The organism is Rhizobium sp. YTUHZ045, assembly GCF_051124255.1.
GTDB lineage: Bacteria > Pseudomonadota > Alphaproteobacteria > Rhizobiales > Rhizobiaceae > Rhizobium.
The window spans coordinates 752,740-779,310 of the sequence record NZ_CP101433.1; the positions used below are offsets into that span (position 1 = coordinate 752,740).

The 26,571-nt window shown below is 58.8% G+C and carries 24 protein-coding genes and 2 pseudogenes; 12 read left to right on the forward strand and 14 right to left on the reverse strand.

Features of this window, described 5'->3' with window-relative positions; translation table 11 throughout:
• Window positions 1-634 precede the first annotated feature (634 nt).
• The 3 genes from NMA58_RS25815 (at window position 635) to NMA58_RS25825 (ending at window position 2,389) form a co-directional block, all read left to right on the forward strand.
• The gene (locus NMA58_RS25815) at window positions 635-811 is read left to right on the forward strand and encodes a hypothetical protein (RefSeq protein ID WP_434713715.1); all 177 of its coding nucleotides are present in this window, start codon (window positions 635-637) and stop codon (window positions 809-811) included.
• 870 nt (window positions 812-1,681) lie between these two features.
• Entirely contained in the window at window positions 1,682-1,912 is a 231-nt protein-coding gene (locus NMA58_RS25820) for a DUF2934 domain-containing protein (RefSeq protein ID WP_434713716.1), read from the forward strand.
• A 159-nt stretch (window positions 1,913-2,071) separates the two neighbouring features.
• Window positions 2,072-2,389 carry a sunset domain-containing protein gene (locus NMA58_RS25825; protein ID WP_097601416.1) on the forward strand — a complete coding sequence of 106 codons (318 nt, stop codon included), beginning with the start codon at window positions 2,072-2,074 and terminating at the stop codon, window positions 2,387-2,389.
• A 61-nt stretch (window positions 2,390-2,450) separates the two neighbouring features.
• Here NMA58_RS25825 and NMA58_RS25830 read toward each other — a convergent pair.
• Window positions 2,451-2,776, reverse strand: a pseudogene (locus NMA58_RS25830) (hypothetical protein).
• 975 nt (window positions 2,777-3,751) lie between these two features.
• On the opposite strand from NMA58_RS25830, the gene NMA58_RS25835 reads away from it, so the two are divergent.
• Window positions 3,752-3,964: a hypothetical protein gene (locus tag NMA58_RS25835; RefSeq protein ID WP_097601415.1), complete on the forward strand. Its 213-nt coding sequence runs from the start codon at window positions 3,752-3,754 to the stop codon at window positions 3,962-3,964.
• A 198-nt stretch (window positions 3,965-4,162) separates the two neighbouring features.
• Here NMA58_RS25835 and NMA58_RS25840 read toward each other — a convergent pair whose 3' ends face one another.
• The 3 genes from NMA58_RS25840 to NMA58_RS25850 all read right to left on the reverse strand — a co-directional run bounded on the left by NMA58_RS25840 (window position 4,163) and on the right by NMA58_RS25850 (window position 7,457).
• Window positions 4,163-5,257, reverse strand: coding sequence for a glycosyltransferase family 4 protein (locus NMA58_RS25840; RefSeq protein WP_183698494.1), 1,095 nt, complete (start codon window positions 5,255-5,257; stop codon window positions 4,163-4,165).
• 1,212 nt (window positions 5,258-6,469) lie between these two features.
• Window positions 6,470-6,688: a tautomerase family protein gene (locus NMA58_RS25845; protein ID WP_085781858.1), complete on the reverse strand. Its 219-nt coding sequence runs from the start codon at window positions 6,686-6,688 to the stop codon at window positions 6,470-6,472.
• A gap of 28 nt (window positions 6,689-6,716) precedes the next feature.
• Window positions 6,717-7,457, reverse strand: coding sequence for an SDR family oxidoreductase (locus NMA58_RS25850; protein ID WP_221114491.1), 741 nt, complete (start codon window positions 7,455-7,457; stop codon window positions 6,717-6,719).
• Between the two features lie 102 nt (window positions 7,458-7,559).
• On the opposite strand from NMA58_RS25850, the gene NMA58_RS25855 reads away from it, so the two are divergent.
• The gene (locus tag NMA58_RS25855) at window positions 7,560-8,453 is read left to right on the forward strand and encodes a LysR family transcriptional regulator (protein ID WP_434713718.1); all 894 of its coding nucleotides are present in this window, start codon (window positions 7,560-7,562) and stop codon (window positions 8,451-8,453) included.
• 593 nt (window positions 8,454-9,046) lie between these two features.
• Here the strand turns inward: NMA58_RS25855 and soxR are convergent.
• Window positions 9,047-9,481 (reverse strand): redox-sensitive transcriptional activator SoxR, encoded by a 435-nt coding sequence (gene soxR / locus NMA58_RS25860; RefSeq protein ID WP_085781855.1) that lies wholly within the window; start codon window positions 9,479-9,481, stop codon window positions 9,047-9,049.
• 85 nt (window positions 9,482-9,566) lie between these two features.
• Here soxR and NMA58_RS25865 point away from each other — a divergent pair, with 85 nt between their 5' ends.
• The 3 genes and pseudogenes from NMA58_RS25865 to NMA58_RS25875 form a co-directional block, all read left to right on the forward strand.
• Window positions 9,567-10,289, forward strand: a complete 723-nt coding sequence (locus tag NMA58_RS25865; protein WP_434713720.1) for an SDR family NAD(P)-dependent oxidoreductase — start codon at window positions 9,567-9,569, stop codon at window positions 10,287-10,289.
• Window positions 10,286-11,356 carry an S-adenosylmethionine:tRNA ribosyltransferase-isomerase gene (locus NMA58_RS25870; RefSeq protein ID WP_434713721.1) on the forward strand — a complete coding sequence of 357 codons (1,071 nt, stop codon included), beginning with the start codon at window positions 10,286-10,288 and terminating at the stop codon, window positions 11,354-11,356. The genes NMA58_RS25865 and NMA58_RS25870 overlap by 4 nt, the downstream gene beginning before the upstream one ends.
• Window positions 11,357-11,499: 143 nt before the next feature.
• Window positions 11,500-11,750: pseudogene (locus NMA58_RS25875) on the forward strand (hypothetical protein); the annotation flags it as partial.
• 72 nt (window positions 11,751-11,822) lie between these two features.
• Here the strand turns inward: NMA58_RS25875 and NMA58_RS25880 are convergent.
• The 3 genes from NMA58_RS25880 to NMA58_RS25890 all read right to left on the reverse strand — a co-directional run bounded on the left by NMA58_RS25880 (window position 11,823) and on the right by NMA58_RS25890 (window position 13,716).
• Window positions 11,823-12,206 (reverse strand): PIN domain-containing protein, encoded by a 384-nt coding sequence (locus NMA58_RS25880; RefSeq protein WP_221114495.1) that lies wholly within the window; start codon window positions 12,204-12,206, stop codon window positions 11,823-11,825.
• On the reverse strand, window positions 12,203-12,403 hold the full coding sequence (locus tag NMA58_RS25885; protein ID WP_085781850.1) for a type II toxin-antitoxin system VapB family antitoxin: 201 nt from the start codon (window positions 12,401-12,403) through the stop codon (window positions 12,203-12,205). Before NMA58_RS25885 ends, NMA58_RS25880 begins: the two co-directional genes overlap by 4 nt.
• A 383-nt stretch (window positions 12,404-12,786) precedes the next feature.
• Entirely contained in the window at window positions 12,787-13,716 is a 930-nt protein-coding gene (locus tag NMA58_RS25890; RefSeq protein WP_183698486.1) for a LysR family transcriptional regulator, read from the reverse strand.
• A gap of 97 nt (window positions 13,717-13,813) precedes the next feature.
• Between NMA58_RS25890 and NMA58_RS25895 the strand changes: the two genes are divergently transcribed.
• On the forward strand, window positions 13,814-14,899 hold the full coding sequence (locus tag NMA58_RS25895; RefSeq protein ID WP_434713723.1) for an aldo/keto reductase: 1,086 nt from the start codon (window positions 13,814-13,816) through the stop codon (window positions 14,897-14,899).
• 725 nt (window positions 14,900-15,624) lie between these two features.
• Here the strand turns inward: NMA58_RS25895 and NMA58_RS25900 are convergent.
• The gene (locus NMA58_RS25900) at window positions 15,625-15,864 is read right to left on the reverse strand and encodes a DUF2934 domain-containing protein (RefSeq protein ID WP_434713725.1); all 240 of its coding nucleotides are present in this window, start codon (window positions 15,862-15,864) and stop codon (window positions 15,625-15,627) included.
• A 491-nt stretch (window positions 15,865-16,355) separates the two neighbouring features.
• Here NMA58_RS25900 and NMA58_RS25905 point away from each other — a divergent pair, with 491 nt between their 5' ends.
• Entirely contained in the window at window positions 16,356-16,595 is a 240-nt protein-coding gene (locus tag NMA58_RS25905; protein WP_097601403.1) for a DUF982 domain-containing protein, read from the forward strand.
• 509 nt (window positions 16,596-17,104) lie between these two features.
• Here the strand turns inward: NMA58_RS25905 and NMA58_RS25910 are convergent.
• Both NMA58_RS25910 and NMA58_RS25915 read right to left on the reverse strand, forming a co-directional pair.
• Window positions 17,105-18,127, reverse strand: coding sequence for a PAS domain S-box protein (locus NMA58_RS25910; RefSeq protein WP_434713727.1), 1,023 nt, complete (start codon window positions 18,125-18,127; stop codon window positions 17,105-17,107).
• Window positions 18,128-18,214: 87 nt separating this feature from the next.
• Window positions 18,215-18,448: a hypothetical protein gene (locus NMA58_RS25915; protein WP_246721686.1), complete on the reverse strand. Its 234-nt coding sequence runs from the start codon at window positions 18,446-18,448 to the stop codon at window positions 18,215-18,217.
• A 205-nt stretch (window positions 18,449-18,653) separates the two neighbouring features.
• Here NMA58_RS25915 and NMA58_RS25920 point away from each other — a divergent pair, with 205 nt between their 5' ends.
• Complete coding sequence (locus tag NMA58_RS25920) at window positions 18,654-18,800, forward strand: hypothetical protein (RefSeq protein WP_434713728.1); 147 nt, start codon at window positions 18,654-18,656, stop codon at window positions 18,798-18,800.
• Window positions 18,797-19,219, forward strand: a complete 423-nt coding sequence (locus tag NMA58_RS25925) for an S-adenosylmethionine:tRNA ribosyltransferase-isomerase (protein ID WP_434713729.1) — start codon at window positions 18,797-18,799, stop codon at window positions 19,217-19,219. The genes NMA58_RS25920 and NMA58_RS25925 overlap by 4 nt, the downstream gene beginning before the upstream one ends.
• 135 nt (window positions 19,220-19,354) lie before the next feature.
• Here the strand turns inward: NMA58_RS25925 and NMA58_RS25930 are convergent, their stop codons facing one another.
• From NMA58_RS25930 to NMA58_RS25940, 3 genes are all read right to left on the reverse strand, one after another.
• On the reverse strand, window positions 19,355-19,570 hold the full coding sequence (locus tag NMA58_RS25930; protein WP_097601157.1) for a hypothetical protein: 216 nt from the start codon (window positions 19,568-19,570) through the stop codon (window positions 19,355-19,357).
• 270 nt (window positions 19,571-19,840) lie between these two features.
• A complete protein-coding gene (locus tag NMA58_RS25935; protein WP_097601158.1) occupies window positions 19,841-20,467 on the reverse strand; it encodes a response regulator transcription factor in 627 nt (208 codons plus the stop codon).
• Window positions 20,468-20,518: 51 nt separating this feature from the next.
• On the reverse strand, window positions 20,519-26,467 hold the full coding sequence (locus tag NMA58_RS25940; protein WP_434713730.1) for an AAA family ATPase: 5,949 nt from the start codon (window positions 26,465-26,467) through the stop codon (window positions 20,519-20,521).
• Between the last annotated feature and the right edge of the window lie 104 nt (window positions 26,468-26,571).

The following is a 26,571-nucleotide window of genomic DNA, read 5'->3' on the forward strand; positions in this document are numbered from 1 at the left end:
TGTCAGGTCCTAGGAAAGGTCCGGTCGTTCCGCGAGGACTTCGCGGTCCGTCTTCCCCGAGGCCAGAACCTCCTTGCGAAATCAGCCGCACACTCATAGCCAATTGTCGGGTCAATGGCGTTGCGGCAGAAGTGCTGGCTTCCAGATGCTTACGGCAGTCGCATGACATTGACGTTGCGGGCCGCATCGATGGAATAATCGGTGCCGTCACGCTGCGCGGCTCTCAAAGAACGCTCAATTCCAATCGTCAAAGGCGGTTCCATATATGCCTTGTATGCCCCAGACACTGAAATGGCGGGTCAGCGGTTCTGCCACAGCGGGAGCTTTCGAGGCCAGTAGTGTGCGGGTTGTTGCTATGGCGTTCACGTTTAGCCCAGTAAAATCGCATAATGTATCGAAGGGAACTTTTTCGAAAGACTCCAGATAGCGCCGTTGCGATTCTCCTTGTCACAATCCGCGACACTGGCCGTTGGACGATTCCTAAAGGATAGCCGATCAAAGGCCTCGCTCTGCATGAGTTGGCGGAAAGAGAAGGGTGGGAAGAAGCAGGGATCAAAGGACGAGCTAGAAGCGGGCCTTTGGGCACTTCATTTAAGTCAAGGCGCTCGACGACGGGCGGAAGATCCCTGCATTCGTGGAAGTGCATCTGCTCGAGGCACGCGGCGCCAAGAAGCGATTTCCGGAATACAAAGAACGCACCCTCACCTGGCTCCGGCCTGCGGAAGCTGCCGCTCTGGTGAATGAGTCTGAATTGCAAGGATTGTTTCGCCGCATGGAACGGCGCAAAGACCCATCGGGCGAGATGGCATGATCGCTGGTTTGATCATCTGCGCCTCGTTGACGGCCGTCGATCGGCTTGCTGGGCGAAAGTGTTCCGTTCGTCAGCGGCATCGACACGCCGGAAATCGGGAGGCACGCGAAGTGCCTCAAGGAACGGAAGCTGGCGCTGATCGCCAAGGGAAGGCTGAAAGAGCTTTTGGCCGAAAAGGGATTGCGCGTCGTGTTCAGCGGCGCGGTGGACCATACGCCATCGCACCGGCCGCTCGTCAAACATCTATCGAACGAATGGGGAAGAGATCAAAAGAGATCGGGAAGAAGCTGCTCAGGGAAGGCTTCGCCCGGACATGGCACCCGAAACAGCGGAACGACTGGTGCGAGTAAGGCAACTGGGTGCCCAACAAGATTAGCGAGTTAAGGCTAATTGACCCTCTCGAAACCCATGTCATGCTAATGGGGTTGTTTGTCCCCCCAGTGATAGACCCTGCTTCTTTGGCCCCCGCTAGCGCGGGCTTTTTTTTAGGTGCGAAGCTAACGAAGCCGGGAACTTTCGATGTCTCACATTGTTCGATGACTGGAACTTTCCCTTCTTTGCGCGCGGACGCGCCATGCGTCATTTGGCACGTCCGCTCCCTACACGCCCCGCTATAATGCGGGGCTTTTTTTCGCTAGGCTGCGGAGCTCTTCTTGGTCCGGCATCGTACAGGAACTGCCACGACAGAACCAGGTTACCTCACCGGATCGCGGGAGGAGGGTCACTGCGCAGCGACCAGGCCGAGAGCCTGTTTACCCGTTTCGGGCCTTCCTCGATCGAACTCGATTTTGCTGATGGCAGCCAAGCGCCGCGCGCCTGTTCTGCCGGACAGAATTGCCGAATAACGCCTTTCACGAACGGAATCGATAGATGAGCGACAGACGCCATGAGTGGATCAGCAAACGGGCCTATGCGATCTGGGAAGAACAGGGCCGCCCTGACGGCCGGGACAGCGTACATTGGCGCCAGGCAGTCGCCGAGCGGGACGCGCTGGAACGCACGCAGGCCTCCGTCGACGGACGTGAAGTGCTGGTGAAGTTCCGTCCGAAGCCGCAACTGCCGCGCGACAGCTGGCTCACTCCAACCGCCAAGGCCGGCTGATCCGACGGCCAGCGGCTTTTTCCGCGCCCACGCTGATTCCGCCTCTGCGGTCGGCGTCCGCGAGCGTCCTCCGGGGCCGTCTCAGATAAGCCTTTTGGATAAATATTCGGCGTAGCCTAGCGCTGTTACAATCATCGCGCGAAATCGCGGAGATCGGGCATGCGTCAGGGTTATCACGTTCCGCAGAAGAAATCCTTGCTGCTAAGGGCGCCAGGGTTGGTCATCGGCACCGTCGCGTTTGGTGCGGCCGGCGGCTGGACCGCCAGCGACATGCTGGCCTCATGGAGCGCTTCTGGCGGCTCTGGACTTTCCTGCAGGATCAAGGGCAACATCTCCATTGACACGGGCGAGCGCATCTTCCACGTGCCGGGGCAGAAGCACTACGAGCAGACGAAAATCAGTCCCCAGTATGGCGAACGGTGGTTCTGCTCGGAATTCGAAGCGTGGGCTGCCGGCTGGCGAAAATCGAAATCGTAGCGAGCGGAGACAAAGAGGCCGCTTACATAGCGGCCCCCATTTTGGAAGCGCTTGGCTCCGTTCAGCCCGCGCTTTTAATACTTGTGTTGCAGAGGCTCCAATAGCCGCCACCTTTCTGGATCCATTCAGATCGCCGAGCGTGCCCGCTTTCCTTGGCGGCGTGATAAGCATCAACGCAGGTGTGCAACCGTCCCTTGGCAAAGGCAGTCGACAAGAAATACTCGAGCGAAACGCCTCGTTCCATTTCATGTCTTTGGCAGAGCCGTCGGCTTTGGCCGCCTGATATTTTGTACTGCATTCCTTCATCGTCAGCGCATGTGCCGGCGACGACATCATGAAAGCAGCCACAAGAGAGCCGGCAGCGGAAAGAAGAAGTTTGTGAGAGATGCGATATGACTTGGTCGATGCAACGAAAACCCCTGACACGCTCCTTGGTACGTTGGCCATATACTGCAAACGGTTACACCCGCCGAATGAACCTCCGATGAACGTTGATATGGCTCAAATGTCAGTCACCCGCGTTCCCTTTACAGGAGGTGCCGCCCAGCGCACAGGAGATGCGTTTGCTTGGGGTAAGCATTAATCGCTGGGCGGCCGCATGTATAATAGGAGATATTCGTTTGGCTCCCAGTTGATTCTTGTTTCAGATTAGCGCGACACAATCACATTTTTTTACAGAGTGTTCTGTAGCTCTAAATGATAAAGTATTACTTATTGTCATTATAGAGAATTTCGAGAAGTTCGCAATGCCTACAAAATAACCCCATGTGCTCACCCCGCGAGAATGCGGGGCTTTTTTGTCTGGCATCTACTTAAACCAACTACAAACCGCCGCTCTCTATAGCCAGACTTTAGTCCGTCTTTTTCTCGGTAAGATTCAAACTAGATTTACTTCATCCTTGTCGAGAGGACGCCAGGGGGGTTTTTGCAATGTTGCTGTGTATCCAGTCAGAACCTCCCTGGCGAAGCAAATAACACCTTCGTTGCCAAGCTGAGGTCAATTATCTCCAACGCCGTAGCGGAACCTAGCCAGTCCCTCTTCGTTGAAGTAACAGGAAAGCACGGGTGTTCCTCCTGTGCGATCCGTGTTGTCAAGACTTGCCCCGTTTCGGCGGGGCTTTTTTGTGTCCGGCATCGTACCGGAACCACATTGGGACAATGAGGTTGACTCACCGGATCGCGGGAGAAAGCCAGTTGGTTCCAGTTCGCGTAATGCCTTCCTCTTACGGTCCACTGTTGGGTCGTGCGGAGTCAATTTACCGGTCAGCTCCCAAGCGACGCTCCGCACGGCTCGACGCCTCAAGACACCTGCCAGATCCATCGCGTTCCCGCCCTGCCTTCAGCATAGGAGAGTGAGGCGTTATGATCCTGTCCCAAGTATTCCAAACCCAGAGCGCATTGAACGAAGCCGAAGTGGCCCTTTGCCAGCGGGTCTTCGATCACGTCGTATCGGTGAAGAAGATCACCTCGGACCCGCAGCGCCAGGACCTAGCCTCTCGGATCATTCAGTCCTATCAGCACGGCGTGAAGGATGAGGACAGTTTGTTGAGCCTACTTATCGATGTTCGATCGTAGAACCGGACCACCGACCCCACGCCCCCTTCAATCTTACCGGTCTTTGATCGTCTGACGACGAGCACCCCTTGGCCCCAAGATATATACGAGAAAGGTCGCGCCAGCTGGCGAGCTCCCACAGCAACGACCTCCTCCGGATTAAAGAAGACGACCGGGGCATTGCCCGCGTATTCGAATGACACCTACCTCTCTTCGCCATCACGCAGCGGTCTGCACCCCGAGAGCAGCCCTGGTGGCACGGCGCATGCGTGCACCATGGGTACGTACACCTGGCAGAGTTCGGTAGATATCGAGATAATCGCGCGCCATGCGCTCTGCAGAAAAGCGCTTTTCGAACGTTGCGCGAACTCTGCGGCGGTCCAGGCGCAGCGCTCGGTCGATGTTTTCCACGGCTTCGGTGACTGTATCGACGATTATGCCGGAGACACCGGCGTCAATCACTTCCGGTACGGAACCGCAGCCGAACGCAATGACTGGGGTGCCGCATGCCATAGACTCGATCATCACCACTCCGAAGGGTTCTGGCCAGTCGATCGGGAACAGCAATGCACCGGCATTGCCGAGAAACTCCGCCTTTTGATGTTCGTTGATCTCTCCGACGAACTCCACGTTTTGATGGCTCTTCACCATAGGCTCGATCACGGTTTCCCAGTAATGCTTGTCGACATTGTCGATCTTCGCCGCGATCTTCAGGGGGATCCCTGCTTTAGCAGCGATCTGGATGGCTCGATCGGGTCGCTTCTCCGGCGAGATGCGCCCGAGGAAAGCAAGATAGTTTCCTTTCGGCTTCGCGGTGAAGGGTAGAATCTCGTCCGAGATCCCATGGTAAACGGTGCCGGCCCAGTTGACCGGCGGCATGGGCTGTCGCTGATTGTTTGAGATTGACACCAGCGGTATGTCCGGGAAGGCTTGGTAGAATGTTCGAAGGTCCGGTAGATCCAACCGTCCGTGCAGCGTCGTCACGGTTCGGTCTGCGAAGTCCATAATCAATGGGAAATGCAGCAGATCAATGTGGAAGTGTAGGACATCGAATTCGTGTGCCCGGCGGCGAACCTCCTCCAGCATGACAATATGGTGCGGCACGTGGTCCCTGACTGCAGGATTGAGACGCAGGGCGATGCGCGAGCACGCTACCAGTTTGGCGTCAGTAACAGAGTCGCCGCTGGCGAAAAGCGCGACCTGGTGGCCCTGACGGACCAGCTCGTCTGTCAGATAAGAGACGATGCGCTCCGTTCCGCCGTAAAGCTTCGGTGGGACGCTTTCAGCAAGGGGTGCGATCTGGGCGATCTTCATCGGAAAGCCTCCTCCAATGAGCAAAGATTTGACGTTTAGTACTAGCTCGCATCCTCTTGGATGCGGCGCGATCATCAGATGTAGAACTTGAACTGATGCGCCGCGTTCCGTAATCCTTTTCCATTAGCCGAGTTGGCTTGAAACGATGAATCGGGGCGCCGCGACGGTTCCTTGGCTAATGAGGATCAACGAGATGGGCTCGACGCGCCGTGAAGTCCTCCAAACTCTTCAACGCATCGAATTTCATGAGGCGTCGTGTCCGCCCGCAAGGCGGCTGATAGGACCACTGGGCTAATATAGAAAGCCTGAGGCACAGTCAGAGCTAGTGGTCAGCGCCCGGATAAGTTGCGCCGCGCAAACGAGTCGTTTGGACCTCGAGACAGGTAGCATCCTGGCGTCTTGTGAGGAAAACGATCCCAGCGCCATCGAAAGAAGCTCTCCTTCGATACTCGAAAGACGCATTCGTGTGATTGGCGGACGACGACCATTTGCACATAGAGGCCTTCTTCGGTCTAAATGAAAAGTTTTCGAACCGGGTCGTGCCGAACTATGCATTGGATGACAGAAACACTCACGAGGAGAAGGCTGCGAGGGTGAAAGCACTGTGGCCGGAGGGAAGCATCCATCACTGGTGGAGAGGCTGCATGATTTCAGCTATCTTTGTTTCGAGTGATCGTAGGCTTAGCCAGCTTGTACCCGCAGGTTAGTGGTGCAGTTCGATGGCGAGGTGATCAGGCACCCCTGAGCGAAGGAGTGCTATAGGTCAGGTATCCTGACGAGAAATCGCATGCTTTGTTCGATTGAGCGGATATGGCTGTCGGGGCAGGGATTCGAACCCCGCGTCACAGCTCGAAAGCTGGAAGCAACCTCGGACACCCGAGGGATGAGGAGAGCGCCACGCTCCGATTACGCTTACGCCCGACTACCGCATTAACTCCCCGGGCCTTGTGTTTGTTCCTTCGTCGCGGACCAAACCAATAAGAACATGAGGCAGTCGAAACCTGCTGAGCAACCTGCAAGAGTAACCAATCCGCCCGCCAGATTGCCCCCACCGTGTCCCCGGTGCGATCATCCCCTCATAAATCCTGACGGCCGCCCGTTGCAGGAAATTGCCGTGGCAGGTCACGCTTCTAGCACCGTCAAACCGGCGTCCTCTGCCGTGGTTATGCAAGCTGGTGCGGAACCTCCGCACCAGCTCCGAGCACTCCGGGATCAACCGTCTTCTTTGACGCGATAGGCATCCGGAAGGATGAAAATCTCGTCGGCACGCCCGTATCCGCCGTCCTTCACTTCCTCGATCAGTACCATCGTGTGTGGCCGTGCCGCCTCGGAGAAGTACTCCACCAGCATGTCGGTGGCGCGGTGCACGATTTCTTCCTTCTGGGAGCGGCTAAGCGCGCCCTCAGGTGTCTTTATGTTAACGAATGGCATTGGAATCTCCTTTCTTGTGGGTTCTGCTTCAGATCATGCCGCCATTGGCGCGTAACACCTGACCGTTCACCCAACCGCCTTCCGGGCCGGCCAGGAAGGAAACGACTGAGGCAATGTCATCCGGTTGGCCCAGGCGCCCGAGCGGAATGGTACCAACGATTCTCTGGACCAGCTCGTCGGGCTTGCCGGACATGAACAGTTCGGTCTCGACGGGACCGGGCGCCACCGCATTGACGGTAATGCCGCGCCGGCCGAGTTCCTTCGCGGCGACGTGCGTGATCGCCTCGACGGCGGCTTTGCTTGCCGCATAGACGCCGTAAGTCGGCCCGTAAGCGCCGACGACGCTTGAAGAAAAATTGATGATGCGCCCACCATCGCGGAGCCGACGGGCTGCTTCGCGAACGGCGCGGAATGTCCCTGTGAAGTTTGTGGAGATCTGCTGCTCGAAACTCGCGTCGTCCATATCGGCAATCGGAGCCAGCTTTATGATGCCGGCATTGTTGACCAGTATGTCGGTCCCGCCGAAGCGCTCGTCGGCCGCGCTGAACAGATCGGCAGCTGCGGCCGGAGCGCTAATGTCAGCCTGCACTGCGAGAGCCTTCCCGCCGCCCGATTCAATGTCTGCGACGACCGCATCAGCCGCCTGACGGCTCTTTGCGTAATTCACCACGACGGCGATGCCGTCTTGCGCCAGCCGAAGCGCAATGGCTCGGCCGATCCCTTTCGATGCGCCGGTGACGATAGCGACGCGCTGCCCTTTGATGCTCATTGTAACCTTCTCCTTTATGACGGAACAGGAGATATCGATGGTGTTCCGGGAGAACAATCCACCAACATTTGACATGAGAATTCGTCTGTGGTGAATAAAGATATGGATCGGCTTGACCGCATGCAGCTCTTTATCCGGGTCGTTGAGCGGCGTAGCTTCGCCGCGGCGGCGTCCGACCTTGGGCTTGCCCGTTCCACGGCCACCGAGGCAATTAAAAAACTAGAAGGCGATCTCGGCGTTCGCCTTCTTGAGCGAACGACCCGGCATGTCGCGCCGACACTGGACGGCGCAGCCTTCTACAGGCGATGTGTTGCGATCCTCGCGGAGGTGGACGAGGCGGAAAACGTCTTCCGTGACATGCAACCGCGCGGCCTGCTGCGCGTCGACGCGCATCCTTTGCTGACACGCACATTCCTGTTGCCGCGACTCAATGAGTTTCTCGATCGGTATCCTCTGCTGGACCTGCAGATCGGGCAGGGCGACCGGCTGGTAGATCTCGTCAGGGAGGGTATCGACTGCGTCATCCGCGCCGGAGAGATTTCAGATAGCGGCCTCATCATGCGTCGCCTCGGGATGATCGCTGAAATCACCTGTGCCAGCCCAGCCTATATATCAAGGCACGGAATGCCACGCTCCCCAGACGCGATGGCGGGGCATCGCGCCGTTGGTTTCATATCGTCCCGCACCGGGCAGATCATGCCCCTCGAGTTCACGGTCGGCAACACTGTCCGCTTCGTATCCTTACCGTGCCGGCTGACGGTCAACAACTCCGACACCATGACCGATCTCGCCCGCCTCGGCTTCGGCCTCATTCAGGCGCCGCGTTACCGCCTCCAGCGGGATCTGGACGAAGGGACGCTGGTCGAGGTCCTTGCCGACTATCTTCCTCCGCAGACACCGCTTACCGCGCTCTATCCGCAGAACCGCCAGCTTTCGCCGCGCGTGCGCGTCTTCCTCGACTGGATCGTCGAATTGTTCTCCAAAGCTGAATTCTGACGGTCGGGCGCGATCCCAAATATCCAGCTATCTCCGGAGATCTGCCAAGACCGATTGCCCGCTCCGTGGAATAGCTAATCGAAAGGAGCAACAAGCAAGGTCTACACTTTAGAGGTATGCGAGGGCGTCGGCCTTTTCGCGCGACATGGCTTTCGCCAAATGTCGTTCATCTTACCTCGATGCGATTGAACGGTCGAACAGCGTCTTTGGCAAGCGGCGTGTCCTTACCGCTGCATAGACAGGGTTAAAGCCGATCTTGCAGCTCATACGTTGAGCTGATCACCTCATTTCACGCCAGTTCCGGAGGAGTCGAGTCGCCAATTCGATCGGCGTCCGACCTGCCACGGGTAATTTCCTTGAGATTGGATTAGAGTCCGGCCTCTTGAAGGACGGACAAATGAAAAAGCAGAGATTTGCTGAAGTCCGGGGTCAGGAATTTGCTTTCCGTCATTCTCACCTCCTTCGGCGGCAGTGGCCCGGAGCCGAGTCGCCGAATCGTAAACCAATCTTCATTGTGGAGGTGAAGTCGGGACATGACACATTGAATAACCGGCAAGATCGTAAGATCGTTCGGCATACCGTTGGAGGCTCATTCAACCCAGCCAATACCTCGCCCCCGGCCCTTTGCGCCCTGCCACGTCGGCAGGGTTCGCCAAGCGACATCGGTCGATCGACAGGCAGCCGCAACCGATGCATTCGCCAAGACCGGACCGTAGGCGCTGTAACTCGGCTATGCGCTGGTCGATACGCTTTGCCCACGCGCTCGACAGCCGCGACCAATCCCGACGTGACGGTACGCGATCGGCCGGCAGCTTAGCGAGTTCGGCGCCGATCTCCTCAAGCGTCAGCCCGATCCGCTGTGCAAAGACGATGAAGGCGATCCGCCGCAATGCGGACCGGTGGTAGCGTCGGTGTCCCGAGCCAGCGCGCTCCGATGCGATCAACCCACGCTCCTCATAGAAGCGCAGAGCTGATGAGGCAACGCCGCTGCGTCGCGACACGTCGGTGATGGTCAGCATCGGATCCATGCATAAATAAAAGCACGAAGCTCTCTTGACTTCAAGTTCACTTGAACTTGTAGCAGTTACGCGTACCCATTGAAGGAGCACCGCAATGCAGGCGAATATCGATCTTCAAGGACTTCGCGTAGGGATCACCGGCGGCACTTCCGGCCTCGGGCTGGCGCTTGTGCGGCAGCTTGCTGAGAAGGGTGCGAGCATTGCCTTCGTCGCCCGCACCGCCGCGAATGTCGAGCGCGTCGCAGCCGAGACGGGCGCGCATGGCATTGTCGCCGACATCGGCAAGAAGGAAGATATCTATCCGATCGCGATGCAGATCAGTGCCAATCTTGGCGGGGTCGACGTCCTGATCAACAATGCATCGAACCTCGGTCCTGTGCCTCTGGCGCTTCTTGCCGACACGGAGTGCGAGGAGCTGGAGGCGGCGCTCGCTGTCAACCTTCTCGGCGTCTTCCGGCTGACGAAAGCCCTGTTCGGTGCGCTCGCCGCGTCCGCGCGCGAGGGCCGCGGCGCGCTGGTGATCAACATCTCCAGCGACGCGGCGGTCAACGCCTATCCCGGCTGGGGCGCATACGGCGCGAGCAAGGCAGCGCTTGCCCATCTGACGGCAATTTGGGACGAAGAGTCGAAGCCAGATGGAATAAGGTTCCTTGCGCTCGACCCTGGCGATATGGACACCCCGCTGCACGCGTTGGCGCTCCCGGACGCCGATCCTTCGAGCTTGAAAGACCCGGAACTGGCCGCTGCCGAGATTCTCGAAACGATGATCGAGGCGTTGTCGGCTCACGCTGTGCTTACCGCTGGAGCCCGGTCGTGATCGCCGCTGATCACCTCGATCGGCAATCGGCCAGGCTGTTCGTCGTTGGGGCGGACGGCTCGATGCGCGACCTGCCGCGGGCTCACCTCGGCACGTTATTCGATCCTGGCGATCTGGTTGTCGCCAACGACGCCGCGACCTTGCCTGCCAGCCTACACGGCACGCATCTCCAATGCGGAAGGGCGATCGAGATCCGCTTAGCCGGCTGGCTGTCAGCTTCCGCTCCAGTCCGCTTCGTGGCAATTGCCTTCGGCTCTGGCGATCATCGCACCCGCACGGAAGATCGGCTGCCGCCGCCTGCGCTGTCATCAGGCGATCGCCTCCAGCTCGGCTCACTTGAAGCCAATGTCGAGCGCGTTCTCGACCATCCTCGTCTTGTCGAGCTCAGCTTCCAGGGCACCCGAGCAGCCGTGTTTGCAGGCCTGGCGCAGCATGGCAGGCCGATCCAATACGCGCATGTTCCCGAGCCGTTGGCACTATGGGATGTTTGGACGAGAATTGCCGCCCGGCCGGTCGCGTTCGAGGCGCCATCGGCTTCCTTCGCGCTCGACTGGCGCACACTGCAAGCTTGGCGTCGTCGCGAGATCGGTTTTGCAACACTCACGCATGCCGCGGGCATTTCTTCCACCGGCGATCCCGCACTCGACTCGCGCCTTCCCTTTGACGAGCCTTACCACATCCCTGAATGCACCGTGGGGCAGGTAGCGCGGGCGCAGCTCAGAGGCAGCCGCATCATCGCGATTGGCACCAGCGTCGTGCGCGCACTTGAAGCAGCCGCCGAGACCGATGGCAGCCTGCGTGCCGGAGATGGTATTGCGACAGGGCGCATCGGCCGTGGCACTCCGCTCCGCGTCGTCGATGCGGTTCTCACTGGTGTCCACCAGCCCGGCGAAAGCCATTTCGAGCTGTTGCGCGCCTTTGCCGACGATGGCCTGCTCACCAGCGCTTCCGCAGCTCTCGCGGGATGCCGCTACCGTGCGCATGAATTCGGCGATTCGATGCTCCTCAATCGTCAACAGCGGCTCTATCGCGCGAACCTTCCCGGGGCACATGATCATCGATCTTAAGCTGCAGATGCTGTTGGAGTTTTATTCCGGCCACCGCTGATACCTTCTTGAGAGTTATTCGATCGATAGGACAGTTTGCATCGCCGTGCCTTGGCTGGCTCGCCGGCGCTGAAGCGTGGCGTCAGGTCGGTTCGAACATCTGCTCGCGCAGGGTGGTGCTCGGCGCCATCATGATCAATGGCAGGATCTAGCAGGAAGCCGGCCTGGAACACCTCGTCGCTCAGCAGCTCCTCGATCTCCTGCCGGGCGCGACAGTGAGTTCCGGCCGCCGACCGGTCGCGGCGGCGACGAGTTCGCGCACGGCTCTCTGGGCAGCCCGGATTCTCGCGAACGGTCGGCGCCGGGGCTTCGGCTGAGAGATATGTTTATGCCATCAACTGCAAGCAGATGCTAATGACCGGTTTGGTTCTGCTCTCATCAAGGCGACAGAGACCGGACAATCCGAAAAGTCGGACTATTTTGGTGTTTAGTTGCGGGGATGGGCGGGCTTATGCAATGAAGCGCCTGCCTTTTCGGCCGCCGCCTGCAGACGCTTGTCCTTGGTCCATAATGCCGCTCGCCGATCAAGCAGTATCGAGGCGAGCAAGTGGGCATCGGTATAGCCGATGCCCATACTGAAGATGCCGTGACGGTCGATCATTGTCATCACTTCGTCGTGCGTTGCGACGAACGCTTGGCGCTGGGCTGCCAGAAATGTAATCACACGCTCGCGATCTCGAAGGCTGCCAAGTGCCAGTTCGCCGACCACAGCCGGATGGCAGAGTAGACGATCGTGCTCAATGATCGTCCGAAGCTCCGCATCAACTTGGCGAAAATGATCGATCCATATAGAAGTGTCTGCCAGTATCACTTGGCCGCCGCGCTCCGGCGACGTGGAGCTGCCTCCGCGTCGGGCATAGTTCCACCGAGCGCGATCAGACGTTTTCCGGACTCTACTCGGATAAGCGTCTCCAACGCCTGGCGGACGAGAGCGGCGGTTTCTTTTGTGCCGGTCAGGGACTTGGCTCTTTCCATAAGAGTATCGTCGAGATTGATAGTCGATCGCATCGTCTATTATCCTTGTATTGATGTTTTAAATAGCACCATTTGGTGACAAAATCTACGCCTAGATCCCGCGTTGATACCTCCGGCGTCATGACAAGAATCAAGCGACGACCTGTCGCCCGAGATAATCCGATCTGACCAGCATGGCGCGATCGTCTACTGTCACAATCAAGCCGGATTGAGGAACTCCTACCGGGGAACGTGCTTGGACTTTTGTAGTTGCGTTTGTAACCAATCCATACAGTTCAGAGAGGACCAGGGCCGTCCTGGTACAGAAAATACAGAGCGGATTGCGGCGCACGAGTGGAAGCGAAGTGGCAATTTGTGGTCTGGTCTCGCCTCATCCGGTAACACTGATCGAAAAAGGAAATAGGTGCCCCAGCCAGCTATTCCTGACTGACTTGTGCCTCTGAAGGCAGTCTGAGAGAGTTGCCGCGGGCAAAATCCACGAAGGCACGCAGCGGCGGCGGCATCTGACGCCGGCTGGGATAATAAAGGTGGAAGCCGGGGAAGGGGGGTGTCCAATCGTCAAGCATGCTGACCAGCCGGCCCGCGGCGAGATGTTCCGCCACGTGATGATCGAAGAGATAAGCTATCCCGACACCATCCAGCACGGCCCGCAGCATCAGGTCGTTGTCGGTAGTGCTGAGCGGCCCCGAGACGGCCACTTCGAGCTTCTCGTCACCGCGTTCGAATTCCCAGAGATAGAGGCTGCCATCCGTCGGCCACCGGGAAGCGATGCAAGAGTGGTCGCGCAGGTCGCGCGGCGTTTGTGGCATGCCGTGGCGCGCGACGTAGCCCGGCGAGGCGATGACGACGAGCCGCATCTCACCGCCGAGCTTTACGCTTACCATATCCTTTTCCACCATCTCGCCTAGTCGGATGCCGGCATCGAAACGACCGGCGACAATATCGGTAAGTTTGTCATCCACGATAATGTCCATGATGATATCGGGATAGGCTGCATTGAAGGGAGCAATCAACGGCGCCAGCGTGTGGACGATCGCGACCCGCGGTGCGGTGATGCGCAGGAGACCGGCTGGCTTATCGCGCAGCGCCGCAACATCCGCCACCGCCCGGTCGAGATCGGCAAGCGCGGGCACTAGTCCGGCAAGCAATCGCTGGCCAGCCTCGCTCGGCGCCACGCTGCGTGTCGTGCGGTTGAGCAGACGGATTCCCATTCGTTCTTCGAGTGTGCGGATCGTCTGGCTGAGTGCGGAGGCCGACATGCCGAGCCGGGCAGCCGCGCGGGCAAAGTTGCCATGTTCGGCAACTGCCACGAAAGCCCTGAGTTCCGCATAATCGCTGCCGCGCATTATGTTCTCTTTGCTAAAGAAGTCATGTCGATAATGTAGCATTGTTATCAGTATCGGCAAGGCGCATCTTCTGTCTGCAACACAGGAGATTTATCCGATGTCAGATGAAACAACCAACACATTGTCCCTTGACCGCTATCGTCTCCTCGGCCGTTCCGGCCTGCGCGTCTCGCCGCTTTCGCTCGGCGCCATGACCTTTGGAACCGATTGGGGCTGGGGCGCCGACGAGCAGGAATCGCGTCGCATGTTCGACGCCTATGTCGATCGCGGCGGTAATTTCATCGATACTGCCAACCAGTATACAGGCGGCACCTCGGAAAGACTCGTCGGTCGCTTTGCCGAAGGCCGCCGCGACGAGCTTGTCATTGCCACCAAATATACTATCACCTCACGCCCGAAGGATCCGAACTCCGGCGGCAATCACCGCCGCAGCATGATCCGCTCTGTGGAAGACAGCCTGAAGCGCCTGAACACCGACTATATCGATCTCTTCTACCTGCACGCCTGGGATTTCACGACCTCCGTCGAGGAGGTCATGAGGGGGATGGACGATCTCGTGCGTGCCGGCAAGATCGTCTATGCTGGCATTTCCGACACGCCGGCATGGCAGGTGGCGCGCATACAGACGCTGGCGGACCTGCGCGGCTGGGCCCCTCTGGTAGCTCTGCAGATCGAGTATAGCCTGATTGAGCGCACGGTTGAGCGTGAGCTGATGCCGATGGCTCGTGAACTCGGCCTCGGCGTCATCCCCTGGTCACCGCTCGGCATGGGCGTTTTAACAGGGAAATACAGCCGTTCCGATCTTGACATCGGAGCCGGCACGGCAAGTGCGGTCGGCACCCGCAAGAATGTGGCTGCCGGCAACGGCTCGCTGACCGAGCGCAGCCTCGTCATCGCCGATGTCGTAAAACAGGTTGCGGCCGAAATCGGCAAGTCGCCGGCGCAGGTAGCGATCGCCTGGACGCTTACCAACCCTGCCGTGACTTCGCCGATCATGGGTGTGAAGACAATAGCCCAGCTTGAAGACAATCTCGGTGCGCTCGATGTCGTATTGTCTGATGAGCATCGCACTCGCCTCGCCGAAGCCAGCGCCATCGTTCTCGGCTTCCCGCATGATTTCCTCGCCAAGCCACTGACTCGCGGCGTCATGTTCGGCGAAGCGACCATTGAGCCGCGACGCTGAGTACGATCGTTCGACGCAGAAAAACGCGGCGACGGTCGAAGAATCGATCGCCGCTGCCATACACCAGCGACTGAGTTCAGCGCCTTGTCGTAACGTCCAGCTCAGGCCAGTACGCCTTGAACGTGGTGCAACTCGCGCGACGATTTCAACGCCGGAGGGCTCCGATTGCTGCCGCTCCGATGTGATAGCTTACGACGCCAGTGATTGCTTTGGTGTGCGATGCCGGAGTTTGAAAGCTTGGTTGTTGAAGGCAAGACGCTGCTGACCGCCGTTACGATGTCGGCCGCAGTTGCTTCCGTGCCGAGGGTAACTGTCGCGCCGACCCGCTGACTGTTTGGCGCCTCCTGATGGCGCCGATGACTCTGGAGGCGAGGGGGCGGGACGACTGAACAAGATCCGCGACGAGTACGTCCGCCACTCCGATCTCGACGGCGGTGTCCATCGCCTGGAATCCAGTATCAAGGATCTTCGCGAAAAGCACCGTGAGACTTCGAAGGAGACCACCCGAAGGCTCGATGCCATCATTGCGTCACTGGCGAAAAACAACGCCTGAGAAACATCGAAAGTGTCGGGCCGCACGGAGACGTGCTTGGAGAGCACTTCACTGGCAATTGCTGCACGACCCGACTCTTAGGTGGGCGGATTGCAAAGAGGAAGGCATTCCGCTGCCAACAAAGCGGCTGATCAATGTATCTGATACCAGAGGCAAGCCGCTGGCCGTTGGATCAGCCGGCCTTGGCGGGCGGGGTGAGCCAGCCGTCGCGTGGCAGGCCCGGCCGTTGCGGCTTCGGGCGGAACTTCACCAGCACTTCACGTCCGTCGACGGAGGCCTGCGTGCGTTCCAGCGCGTCCCGCTCGGCGACTGCCTGGCGCCAATGTTCGCCGTCCCGGCCGTCAGGGCGGCCCTGTTCTTCCCAGATCGCATAGGCCCGTTTGCTGATCCACTCATGGCGTCTGTCGCTCATTATCGATTCCCGTGAAAGGCGTTATTCGGCAATTCTGTCCGGCAGAACATGCGCGCGGCGCTTGGCTGCCATCAGCAAAATCGAGTTCGATCGAGGAAGGCCCGAAACGGGTGAACAGGCTCTCGGCCTGGTCGCTGCGCAGTGACCCTCCTCCCGCGATCCGGTGAGCTAATCTAGTTCTCTGCCTGCAGTTCCCGTACGCTGGCGGACAAAAGAAGGGGGATAGGTGGAAGCTGATGGGTCTTGGAGGGTCAGGTATTCTCGAAATAGGGGCGTCGGCGCACACCTTCATCCTTACAAAGTTCGGCACGGTGGCAATGGCGTGGGCGACCCGAAAATAGCGACGGCTGACCAAAGGCCCCGCCGAGACGAGGCCAGTTGTGATGTGGGACAGAAGGGATCATGACGCCCTTAAAATTTTCGGTAGGATCGTCCGTTTGGAACAGACTTTCCTAATATACGTTGTAGGAAGCCTGCCCACGGAGGACGCCATGATCAGCATCTGGGACGCGAACGTCCAATTGAAGATAGATGATCGTGTTCACGTCATCAGGAACGCTAGAGAGGCGGTCGCATTCTTGAAGAAATACTGGCCCGACAAGAAAAACGCGAGCTATGCGACAGCGTGGAAGGTATGCCTGGACGCGGCGCATGGCGTTGTTCCCGATACGGAAGCGCGATCTGCGTTTGAGGCTGCGGCAAAGGAGGCCGGTATCCTTCAACAAACTTGAGGTCGCTTCGTTTGAAGTGAGAAACTGGATAATGCCGCCATCGGCCATCATGCGGCATTCGGCCGTGCGAAGCACCTCCGAGAGAACTGGGAATTACCTTCGCACGGCCCAACTCTGGTTTGGGTCTCTAAGAGGACGGGCACGTCGCGAGAACCTTCCTCGCGCGGTCCAGTGAGCTAACCTAATTCTTTCTCTACTGTTCCCGTACGATGCCAGACAAAAGAGGGCCCCGTCGAAGCGGGGGCCAAGGCGTGCGTACGGAAAGATCGGATCCAGATAGCTGTAAACGCAGTAACGCAACAAAGTTCACGACTAGCGCATGGTCGTGGGAGAGAAAGCCCCGCGCGCGCGGGGCAGAAAGGTAGGGGGTGTTTTGATGCGCCACTTGTGCGTCGCGCAAATAGCTTGCCTAATATTATCTTTTTGGCAATAAACTATGCTATTGACAAATACATAATTTAGGACACGGGCATTCAGTATTGGTCATGGCCCAAGCATCGGTCCACACATTACATGATCGCGAGGCGCGGAAGCAAAAGCTGAATGGATAGTCCCCCTGGCGTCCATGATCGCTGGATATCAATTTTAAGGCTCCGTGCTATCCTTTGCTCCAGGACGCTTCCAAAGCCAGAAGGAGCTTGAGTGGGGTTCGTAATCGACGGTCCGTTCGCTTCAAGCCAAACCAATTCGATGGTGTCGGGCGAAATTGCAGTGGCGATCTGGACGGTACCCTCGCTGACAGAGAGCGCGCCGTACTTAGCCGCGTTCGTCGCGAACTCGTGAAACAACAGCGCCAGAGAGCTGATCTTCGCTGGACCTACCTCGACGTCCCCGCCGCTCAGCGTCCATTGCCGGTTACCATAAGGTGCAAGGACATTCGAGAGAAGCTGAAACAGCGTGGCTGACTGAACCTCGACGGCCTGTTCGGTTAGACTTGGCAGCGTTATCTCGTGCGCTCGGGCCAGAGCCATGAGCCTCTCTTGGGTGCTGGCGGCGAGATCGTCCGAGCTTGATGCGGTCCGGGCACCGAGAGTGATAATGCTGCTGATGATCGCGAACAGGTTTTTTACGCGGTGATGCATTTCCCTGAGGAGCAGTTCTCGGTGCTCGGCTGCCCGTTTCCGCTCCGAGATGTCGCGGGCAATCTTCGATGCTCCGATGATTTCGCCACTGCCGTCTCTGATCGGGGAGATCGTCAAAGAAATGTCGATGAGTTTGCCGTCTTTGCGGCGTCTTACGGTTTCAAAGTGATCGACGCGTTCACCGGCTTGGATTCTGCTAAGTATGGCGGGCTCTTCATCGAGGCGATTATCCGGGATAACAAGGGTGATGGGCTTTCCTATTGCCTCGTCTGCGGTATATCCGAAAATTCTCTCGGCGCCTTTGTTCCATGTCGTGACAATGCCGGACAAGCTCTTGCTGACAATGGCATCGTCTGACGATTCGATAATGGCCGCAAGAAAGGCCGCCGCATCATAAGCAGGCGATGCAGGCTCGGCGGTAGCCGGTTTTTCTCGATCACCCAAACCCATCTTCGCCCCTGTTTGATGTTTGATAAAGCCATCTCTCACGGTCGAAGATTATAGCATATCGCATTGCCGTTCGGTCGAAATGAATCCTCAAGCGCGGCTGCAAACCCGCGCGATCAGCAATGCAAGCTCATCACCAGAAATAATGTCATAAGATTTGTTGTTGCCGTGAACAAAGACCTCTAGGGCGTCGAGCTGGTCAGCGTGCTCGCTCGCATATTCTATAGCTTGCCTGAGAGAATCGAAGGTCTTGTTCGGAGTGTGGATTAACCAGCTATGAACCGTGCACGGAGTTGTCGTATAGACAGAGATTTTGTCCATCATTGAACACCGGTCCATCTGTGATGCAATTTAGGAGATTAATATATACCCCTGAGCAAACGAGCATACAACCGCAAGATGCAATCTGGTTGCTAATTAGTTAACGAAAAAGTCCCGCAGCCTTGCGGGCAATTCCCTCTCGATATCTCAGAACCAAAATGCCCCGCAGTGTCACCGTCGAGGCCGTCAGCGAGGCGCACAGGTCGATATGGACACCCGGCTGCACGCGTTGGCGCTCCCGGACGCCGATCCTTCGAGCTTGAAAGACCCGGAACTGGCCGCTGCCGAGATCCTCGAAACGATGATCGAGGCGTTGTCGGCTCACGCTGCGCTTACCGCCGGAGCCCAGGCGTGATCGCCGCTGATCGCCTCGATCGGCAATCGGCCAGGCTGTTCGCCGTTGGGGCGGACGGCACGATGCGCGACCTGCCGCGGGCTCACCTCGGGACGTTATTCGATCCTGGCGATCTGGTTGTCGCCAACGACGCCGCGACCTTGCCTGCCAGCCTACACGGCACGCATCTCCAATGCGGAAAGGCGATCGAGATCCGCCTAGCCGGCTGGCTGTCAGCTTCCGCTCCAGTCCGCTTCATGGCGATTGCCTTCGGCTCCATTTCGAGCTGTTGCGCGCCTTTGCTGACGACGGCCTGCTCGCCAGCGCCTCCGCAGATCTCGTGGGATGCCGCTATCGTGCGCATGAATTCGGCGATTCTATGCTGCTCAATCGGCAACCAACTGCTTTATCGGCGCGAACCTTCTCCCTCAGGCCAATGATCGTCGAGCATAGCTGCACATGCTTTTGGGGTTTTATTCCGACCACCGCTGATGCCCTCTAGAGTGTCAGCGCCTTCTATCGTCTTCTCGTCACAGTCTATAGGACGAGCGGTAGGCTAGATGGCGATCGAACAGTTATTGTCGTCTTCGATCGCGGTGCTCCCCGTGGGCAGGCGCGAGGATAGCGTGGGATTCTGCACGGTTCAGCATGTTGACCAGTTCTTCGCCCTCATCGGCGGTAAGCATGTCCATAACGAAGCCGTGGACGAGAGCTTTCCGGTCTGAAACCGTATCGATTACCGTCCAGTAGATGTTGAGGTTCTTCTGCAGGGCATATCTCTGGTTTTGCATGGATGATACCTTTCCTCGATCTTTCGGTTACTCGCGTTGCATCAACATCGATCACGTCCGTCCAATGGTAGGGAGGCGCGGACCCGACGCAGATTCTTGCAACGAGACGCGATAACGTCCGTCCTGTCGCTGTATGTTTTTTCAGCTGGTAAGAGGATAGAGCCGACGGGCTTCGGAACGTATTGCCGAATGAGATAAGCGACCAGCCGAATTGGCGCCCCGACTATCCACCGGTGGCAGACGACCGATACTTTGGTCTAGATGGTGAGTTTACTTGACCCACGCCGGCTTCGTCGTCGATCCGAGGCTGTCCGCCATCCGGACCAGGTCAACGAGAGATCTCGCCTGCATCTTCTGCATGACGTGGCCGCGATGAACCTTGACGGTCACCTCGCTCAGGCCCACTTGAGCAGCGATTTGCTTGTTGACGCTACCCGCGACCACCAGGTTCATGATCTCGCGCTCGCGCGGCGTCAAGGAATCATAGCGGGACCGAAGCTCGGCAATGAGCGCGACTTCCTGCCTGCGAGCGCAATCGCGCTCGATCCCGGCATAGGCGGCATCGAGCAATTCCTGCTCGCGCAGCGGCTTCGTCAGGAATTCGATAGCGCCGGCTTTCATCGCCCGCACAGAGATCGGAATGTCGCTGTGGGCACTGATAAAAATGACCGGAAGCTCAATTCCAAGGGAAGTGAGCATGCTCTGAAATTCCAGGCCGCTCCGCCCCGGCAGCCTTACATCGAGAATGATGCAGCCCGGAACGTCGGGGCGCTTACTATCCAAAAACTCCTGGCTGGACGCGAATGTCAGTACCTCAAGTCCAACCGAACGCAGCAGATCGCCGAGGCCTTCGCGGACGGATGCGTCATCATCAATGATGTAGACAATCTCCTTCATCCATGTCCCCAAGTTTTGCGCCGGTCAGGCGGCGCCCCGGACATGGATCCATTATTTCTCCTCGGTTGGTAATGTAAACTGAAAAATGGCACCGTGGGGCGCGTTTGGCGTGGCCCAGAGTTGGCCTTTGTGAGCCTCTATGATCGAACGGCTGATCGTCAGGCCCATGCCCATACCCTTGGGTTTGGTACTGAAGAACGCCTCGAATATATCGCCGATCTTCGCCGGGTCGAGGATAGGGCCGCTATCGCGGACTGCCACCAAAACGGCATTGGGTGCTGCCTTTTCAGTGCTTACGATGAGTTCGCGCGCTCCTTTTGGCATCGCCGCCATTGCGTCGTTGGCGTTCATGATAAGGTTCAGGATCACCTGCTGGATTTGCACCTGGTCCCCTACGATCGGGGGCAAGCCGTCGGAGAGGTTTGTACGAAGCGACACCGCACTGCGTTCGAGGTCCGTGGACACCAGGGCTATCGTCTCGGACACGATATCGTTGATGTTCAGCCGATCCCTGCGTTCGGGTGATTTCTTCGCCATTGCCCGAATCCGGTCGATGACCTCGGATGCACGAAAAGCGTCGCTGATCATGCGCTCGATCGCGCGACGGGCGGAGACGATGTCACGGGGATCCGCGTCGAGATAGCGAAGGCAGGCATTGCCGCTGCTGACCAGCCCGGTGAGCGGCTGTCTGACCTCGTGGGCGATGGAGGCTACAAGTTCCCCCATAGTGGTCAGCCTGCTTACATGGGCAAGTTCTGCTCGCGCAAGCTGAATGGCATCCTCGGCCTGCCTGCGGTCGGTGATGTCACGCGCCAGCGAAAGTCGAAACCATTGCTCTTCCTGTCGGAATTTACCGACGCGAACCTCGACCGGAAACGTTGTTCCGTCCTTCCGCCGGTGGAGTGTTTCGAAAGTCATTGGATGTCCTGCGTCGACGCGATCCACTAATGTCGCAAGCGCCTTTTCGTCGATAGCTCCGTCAAAGTCGCGCGGGTGCATGCCAATCAATTCCTCCCGGCTGTAACCGAGGCTTTCACAGGCTTGGCGGTTGACGTCTATGACGGTCAGATCGTCGGTATGGAGAAAAAAGGCATCGGTGGCATGGTCGACGAAGGTCCGAAAACGAGTTTCGCTTGCTCGCAGCCTCTCCTCTGCTCGCTTGCTCTCGGACAGGTCGAGCACGAAGGCCACGGCCTGGCTCCCGGCCCCCTCGAAACTTGCCTCACCGATCATCACGGGTACGTGACCGCCGTCCTTTCGCTGGTACACCTTTTCAAAGGGGCGGACGCTGCCGGTCACTCTGAGCTCGGCCTCGGCCTCGGCGTCACGTTCGCGCCATTCCGGCGGTGTCAGTTCTTTATCGAGGAGCTGGCCCGCCAAGAGTTCGTCACGGCTGTAGCCCACCATTTGCAGGAACGCCTCGTTGGCCTCGATTATCCGACCTTCGATGTCCCGGATAAAAATTCCGATGATGTTCGCTTCGACAAGCCGGCCTATTCGCGCTTCACGCTCTGCCAGGTCGTGGTAAAGTCCGGTGATTTCGAGCGTGCTGGCGGCTTGCGAGGCGATGAGCTTCAACACCGGAATGCGCCCCGGCGCGAAGACACGGCCCGCCAGAGTATTTTCCAGATACAGCGCACCGATCAGCTTCGCGTGATTGATCAGCGGCAAACAGAGAATGGATCTGGCCGCACGATGGCGGATATAGGGATCCGCCGCAAAGGCGTTTTCAGCCGACGCATCGTCGAGGCTGACGATTTCCCGCATACGCAGGACGTAATTGAGAACTGATTCCGGCATCACGCCGGCGACGGGCTCATTACGCAACTCTATGAGGACCGCTTCGCCGCGGATCGTCGCCTCAGCGGCAATCCGCGGTTCACCGCCGCGCGACAGGATCAGAAGGCCACGTTCGGCTCCCGCCTGCTCGACGGCCATTCGCAACACCGTATCGATCAGCTTCTCGACGACGATTTCGCTGGAGACTGCTTGCGACACCTTGATAACGGTGGCGAGGTCGAGATGCTCGAGCGGCGCTTCGATCGTGCTTGTTGCAGCCGGTGCCGCTTGCCCATCCCGCAGTTGGGGATAGGCTTCTTCGAGCTGCCGGACCTTGCCGTCGGCTCCCCAACTGAGATAACAGCGACGGGCGCTTTCAAGATACAGGCGAGCAATCTGATCAAAGCCGCGCGCCCGGTAAAAGGCGGAGGCGCGCTCATACGCGATCGCTTCGTCGTGTGGGAGCGCATGCGCACGCGCCAACTGGATCGCCTGTTCATAGAGGCGCTCGGCTTGCAACTCACGGCTTCCCAAGCGGGCGATCTCTGCGCCGAGCAATGTTGCGCGGCTTGCGAAATTCTCCGGGCTGTGCGCGGCCCAAGTGTCGAGCTGCCGGCGATGAGCGCGTAGGGCCTTGCGATAAAGAGCTGTTTCAGTCGTCGATCCTTGCAAAGCAGAGGCCAATGAAAGGCCGGTGTAAAAGTGATATTCCGCCCGCTCGAAAATAGCGGGAGTCATCCAGAGGAGGCTTTCTGCTTTCGCCGCTGCCGAAAGTGCTGTGAGGGTATCCCCGGCAAATACACATGCCTGTAGCTTGCGGATCCAGTACAGGCAACTGCCCGGCTTGCCGTCGGTCTTAAGTTCGAATTGCTGCTCGTCGAACCCTTCATCGTTGAAGCATCCGAAGATCGGCGTCAGCCCGCGAAGCGTTCGGATGAGTTGGAGCTGCCCGCTGATGAAACCGACGGCGACGCCGAAGCCGGCCTGACGCGCGAAGTCCAGGCCGGCTTCCGCATCGCGCTGAACCTGCGAGAGGGGCTCGCCAGCGGCCAGAAGATAGGTCACAAGGTTGTTCCGGCTTAAGACGGCGTAGGTGAGATCGCCGACCTGCTGCGCCGTTTCGAATACGCGCTGCGCAAGCGCACGGCCGGTGCGGACATGACGCGACGATGATTTCGCAAGGTTACCGAAGGCGAGGTAGACTCGTGCCTTCAGGCGTTCCATTCCAGGCTGTTCCGTCAGGTCCAGTCCGAGCAGGCCGAACCGAAAACCGGCTTCATAGTTGCCAAAATAGGGCCCGAGCACCGTGCCCACAGCAGTGAAGGCATAAGGCGATGTGTCGCTGTTGCCGTGCTTGAGGCTGATGTTGCCCATTCGCCCGATAATGAGGCAGCGCAGATTCTCGTTGGTAAACAGGGCCGGAGTAACAAGTGAAGTCAGAACGTCCATGGTCGCGAGCGCGACAGGGTCCGCCATAGGGGGCGAGTTAAGCAGCGCTTCGATAGGGCGGCCCCCGAGTTGTCGCCAAAGCCGCGCGTATTCCTGGCGCACTTGGCTCCTGGTCGGGTGGGACGACCACGAAATGCCGACCCGGCGCAGGTAATCGAGGCCGAATATGACGGCCTGATCGCTCCGACCCAGGCTCATGAAAAGGTCGACGCGCAGGCGCGTGACGCGGGCCAGATCGGCGAGGCTGGTGGCTCGGCTTGCCAATTCCGCGAGGCGGGCCTGCGCCTCCGCCGGTGCTCCCGTCAAGAATTCGCATTCGGCCCTGTGGAGTTCGAGGGCGAAAGCGAGTTCGTATCGGCGCTCCCAGGCATCGTGTGGCAGGTAGGCCGCACCCGTGCCGGCATAAGCCAGCGCCGATTCGTATGCAGCCGACGCCTTGGCGCGGCGAGTGGCAAGAAGGTTCAAGTCCGCGAGACGCTCGCGCTCTTCACCGGGCGCGATGAGCGCGCCGCCGCAGTTGAGCTGGCCGACAATCTCGAAAATATTCTCCTCGAGTGCCTGCGGCGGTCTATGCTTCAGCAGGAGGCGGCCAATGGAAAGATGTGCTGCCGCCCGCTCATCTTCAGGGATCAGCCCATACGCGGCCTCCTGAACACGATCATGCAGGAAGCGGTAAGATGACCCCTCTTCAAGCAGCACGAGTCCGGCCCGCGCCGCGGCCCAAAAGGCTGCATGAACCGCGTCGTGATTTTCGCTCCTGATCAGAGCCAGGGTATCAACCGCCGCGTGATTGCCGAGACACGCCAGCATGTTCAGGGCAGCCTGTGTGGTATCGGGCAGGCGCCGCAGCTTGCTTAGCATAAGATCCACGACGTTATCGGTATAGCCTTTCGCTCTTATGCGATCGAGATCCCAATCCCAGTGCGCCTGTTCGTGATTGAATTCGAGCAGGCCTTCGTCCGGCAGCGTGCTCAGGAACTGGAGCGCGAAGAAGGGATTGCCTCCGCTCTTCTTGTGCACTAGCCGCGCAAGCGGCTGGACACGCTTGCTTGCGCAATGAAGAGCGTCGGCCAGCATCCGGGTCAGATCTTCCAGCCTGAGCGGTGTCAGTTCGATTTCATGCACTTGGCCACCGGCCTCCCGGATCGCTGTCAGCCGGCGGATCAGCGGATGGGTGGACGATACTTCGTTGTCGCGATAGGCGCCAATGAGCAGCAGGTGACGCATATCCTGCTGGGTGCACAAATCTTCAAGCAGATCGAGCGTTGCTGCGTCCAACCATTGGAGATCGTCCAGAAACAGCGTAAGCGGATGTTCTGCTGTGGCAAACACGCGCAGCAGGCGCCTGATGTTCAAATGGAAGCGGCGTTTGGCATCCTGAGGCGGCAGATCCGCAACCGCCGGAAGCCGGCCGATGAGAGATTCAAGTTCCGGAATGAGCGTTACCAGCAGCCGACCGCCCGCGCCCAGCTCTTCGGTTAAAGCAGCGCGCCATGGCGCGAGTTCCGCTTCACTCTTGCCCAGCAGCACTCGGACGAGGCCTTGCAGGGCCTGCGCTAGGCTCGCATAAGGAATGTGACGCTGGTTCTGGTCGAATTTGCCGGAAGCAAACAGCCCACGTGACGGCACGAGCGCGCGGTGGAGCTCATTCACGACCATTGATTTGCCCACGCCGGCATGACCCGAAACCAGCACCAGCGTCGGACCAGCGCCCGCCACGGCGCGGTCGAATGCGGAGGTCAGGGCGGCGATCTCGCGTTCGCGACCGTAGGGCCGCTCGGGGATCACCAGTCTGTCCGGCACATCGCGCGTCCCGAGCGGAAATTCTGAGATCCGCCCATACTTCTCGCTCTCGACGAGGGCACGTCGCAGATCCGCCTCTAGCCCGGCGGCCGTCTGGTAGCGTTCCTCTGCGTTCTTGGCGAGGAGCTTCATCACGATTGCCGAGATAACGCCTGGTAGCTCTCTTGCACGCTCGGACGGCGGCACCGGTCGCCTGGCAACGTGGCAGTGCACCCATTCCATCGGCTCCGAAGCAGTGAACGGCAACTGGCCGGTGATCATTTCGTAGAGAGTGATGCCGACGGCGTAGAGGTCACTACGCGAGTCAACCGATCGGTTCATGCGGCCGGTCTGTTCGGGCGACATATATGCGAGGCTGCCAGCAATGACCTCAGGGGGCTCGGCGGCCTGGCGCTGACGAGAAAGATGCGATGCCACTCCGAAGCCCGTGAGACGAACCCGTCCATCCGCCTCGTCCGCCAGTATATTCGCCGGCTTGATGTCCCTGTGAATGAGGCCGCATCCGTGAGCCTTGCCAACTGCCGCCGCAATGCCCCTGGCAAGGCGCAGAAAGACAGTGAGTTCGCCTGCCATGCCATGGCTGTGCCGTCCCATCAACTGCGGGAGGGGCACGCCGCCGCAATCTTCGAGGACGAGCACGTTACGACCATTTTCCGTGGTGAAATCCAGCGGTTTGGCTGCCCACTCCCGGTCGAGTTCGTCTTTCAGGCGATACTCGTGGGCCAGTCTGTCGAGGCTGGTTCGATTGGGATGTTCGGCTGCAAGCTGCACCCTCAGAACCGCTTTTGATGCGCCGTTGCCGCTCCGGATCAGCTCTCGTGTAAAGATGCGATCGCCGTCACTCCAGGAGGATTGTGGCTGGTGGTACCGAAGGTCAGTCGAAGTCTGCTGGCCGATGGAAGCGAGAGCGCGCTTCCGTCCGAACATGTTCTTCCTGGTATTCTGCGCATCTTTGACCGTGTCGTCCATGGCACACCGCTCGCTTCGATGCTGCCCGCATACCACCTGAGGTGCAGGCATCGCAGATCCAATCAAGCTTCACCGACTTTCCTCTCATGTCAACGAACCTATGC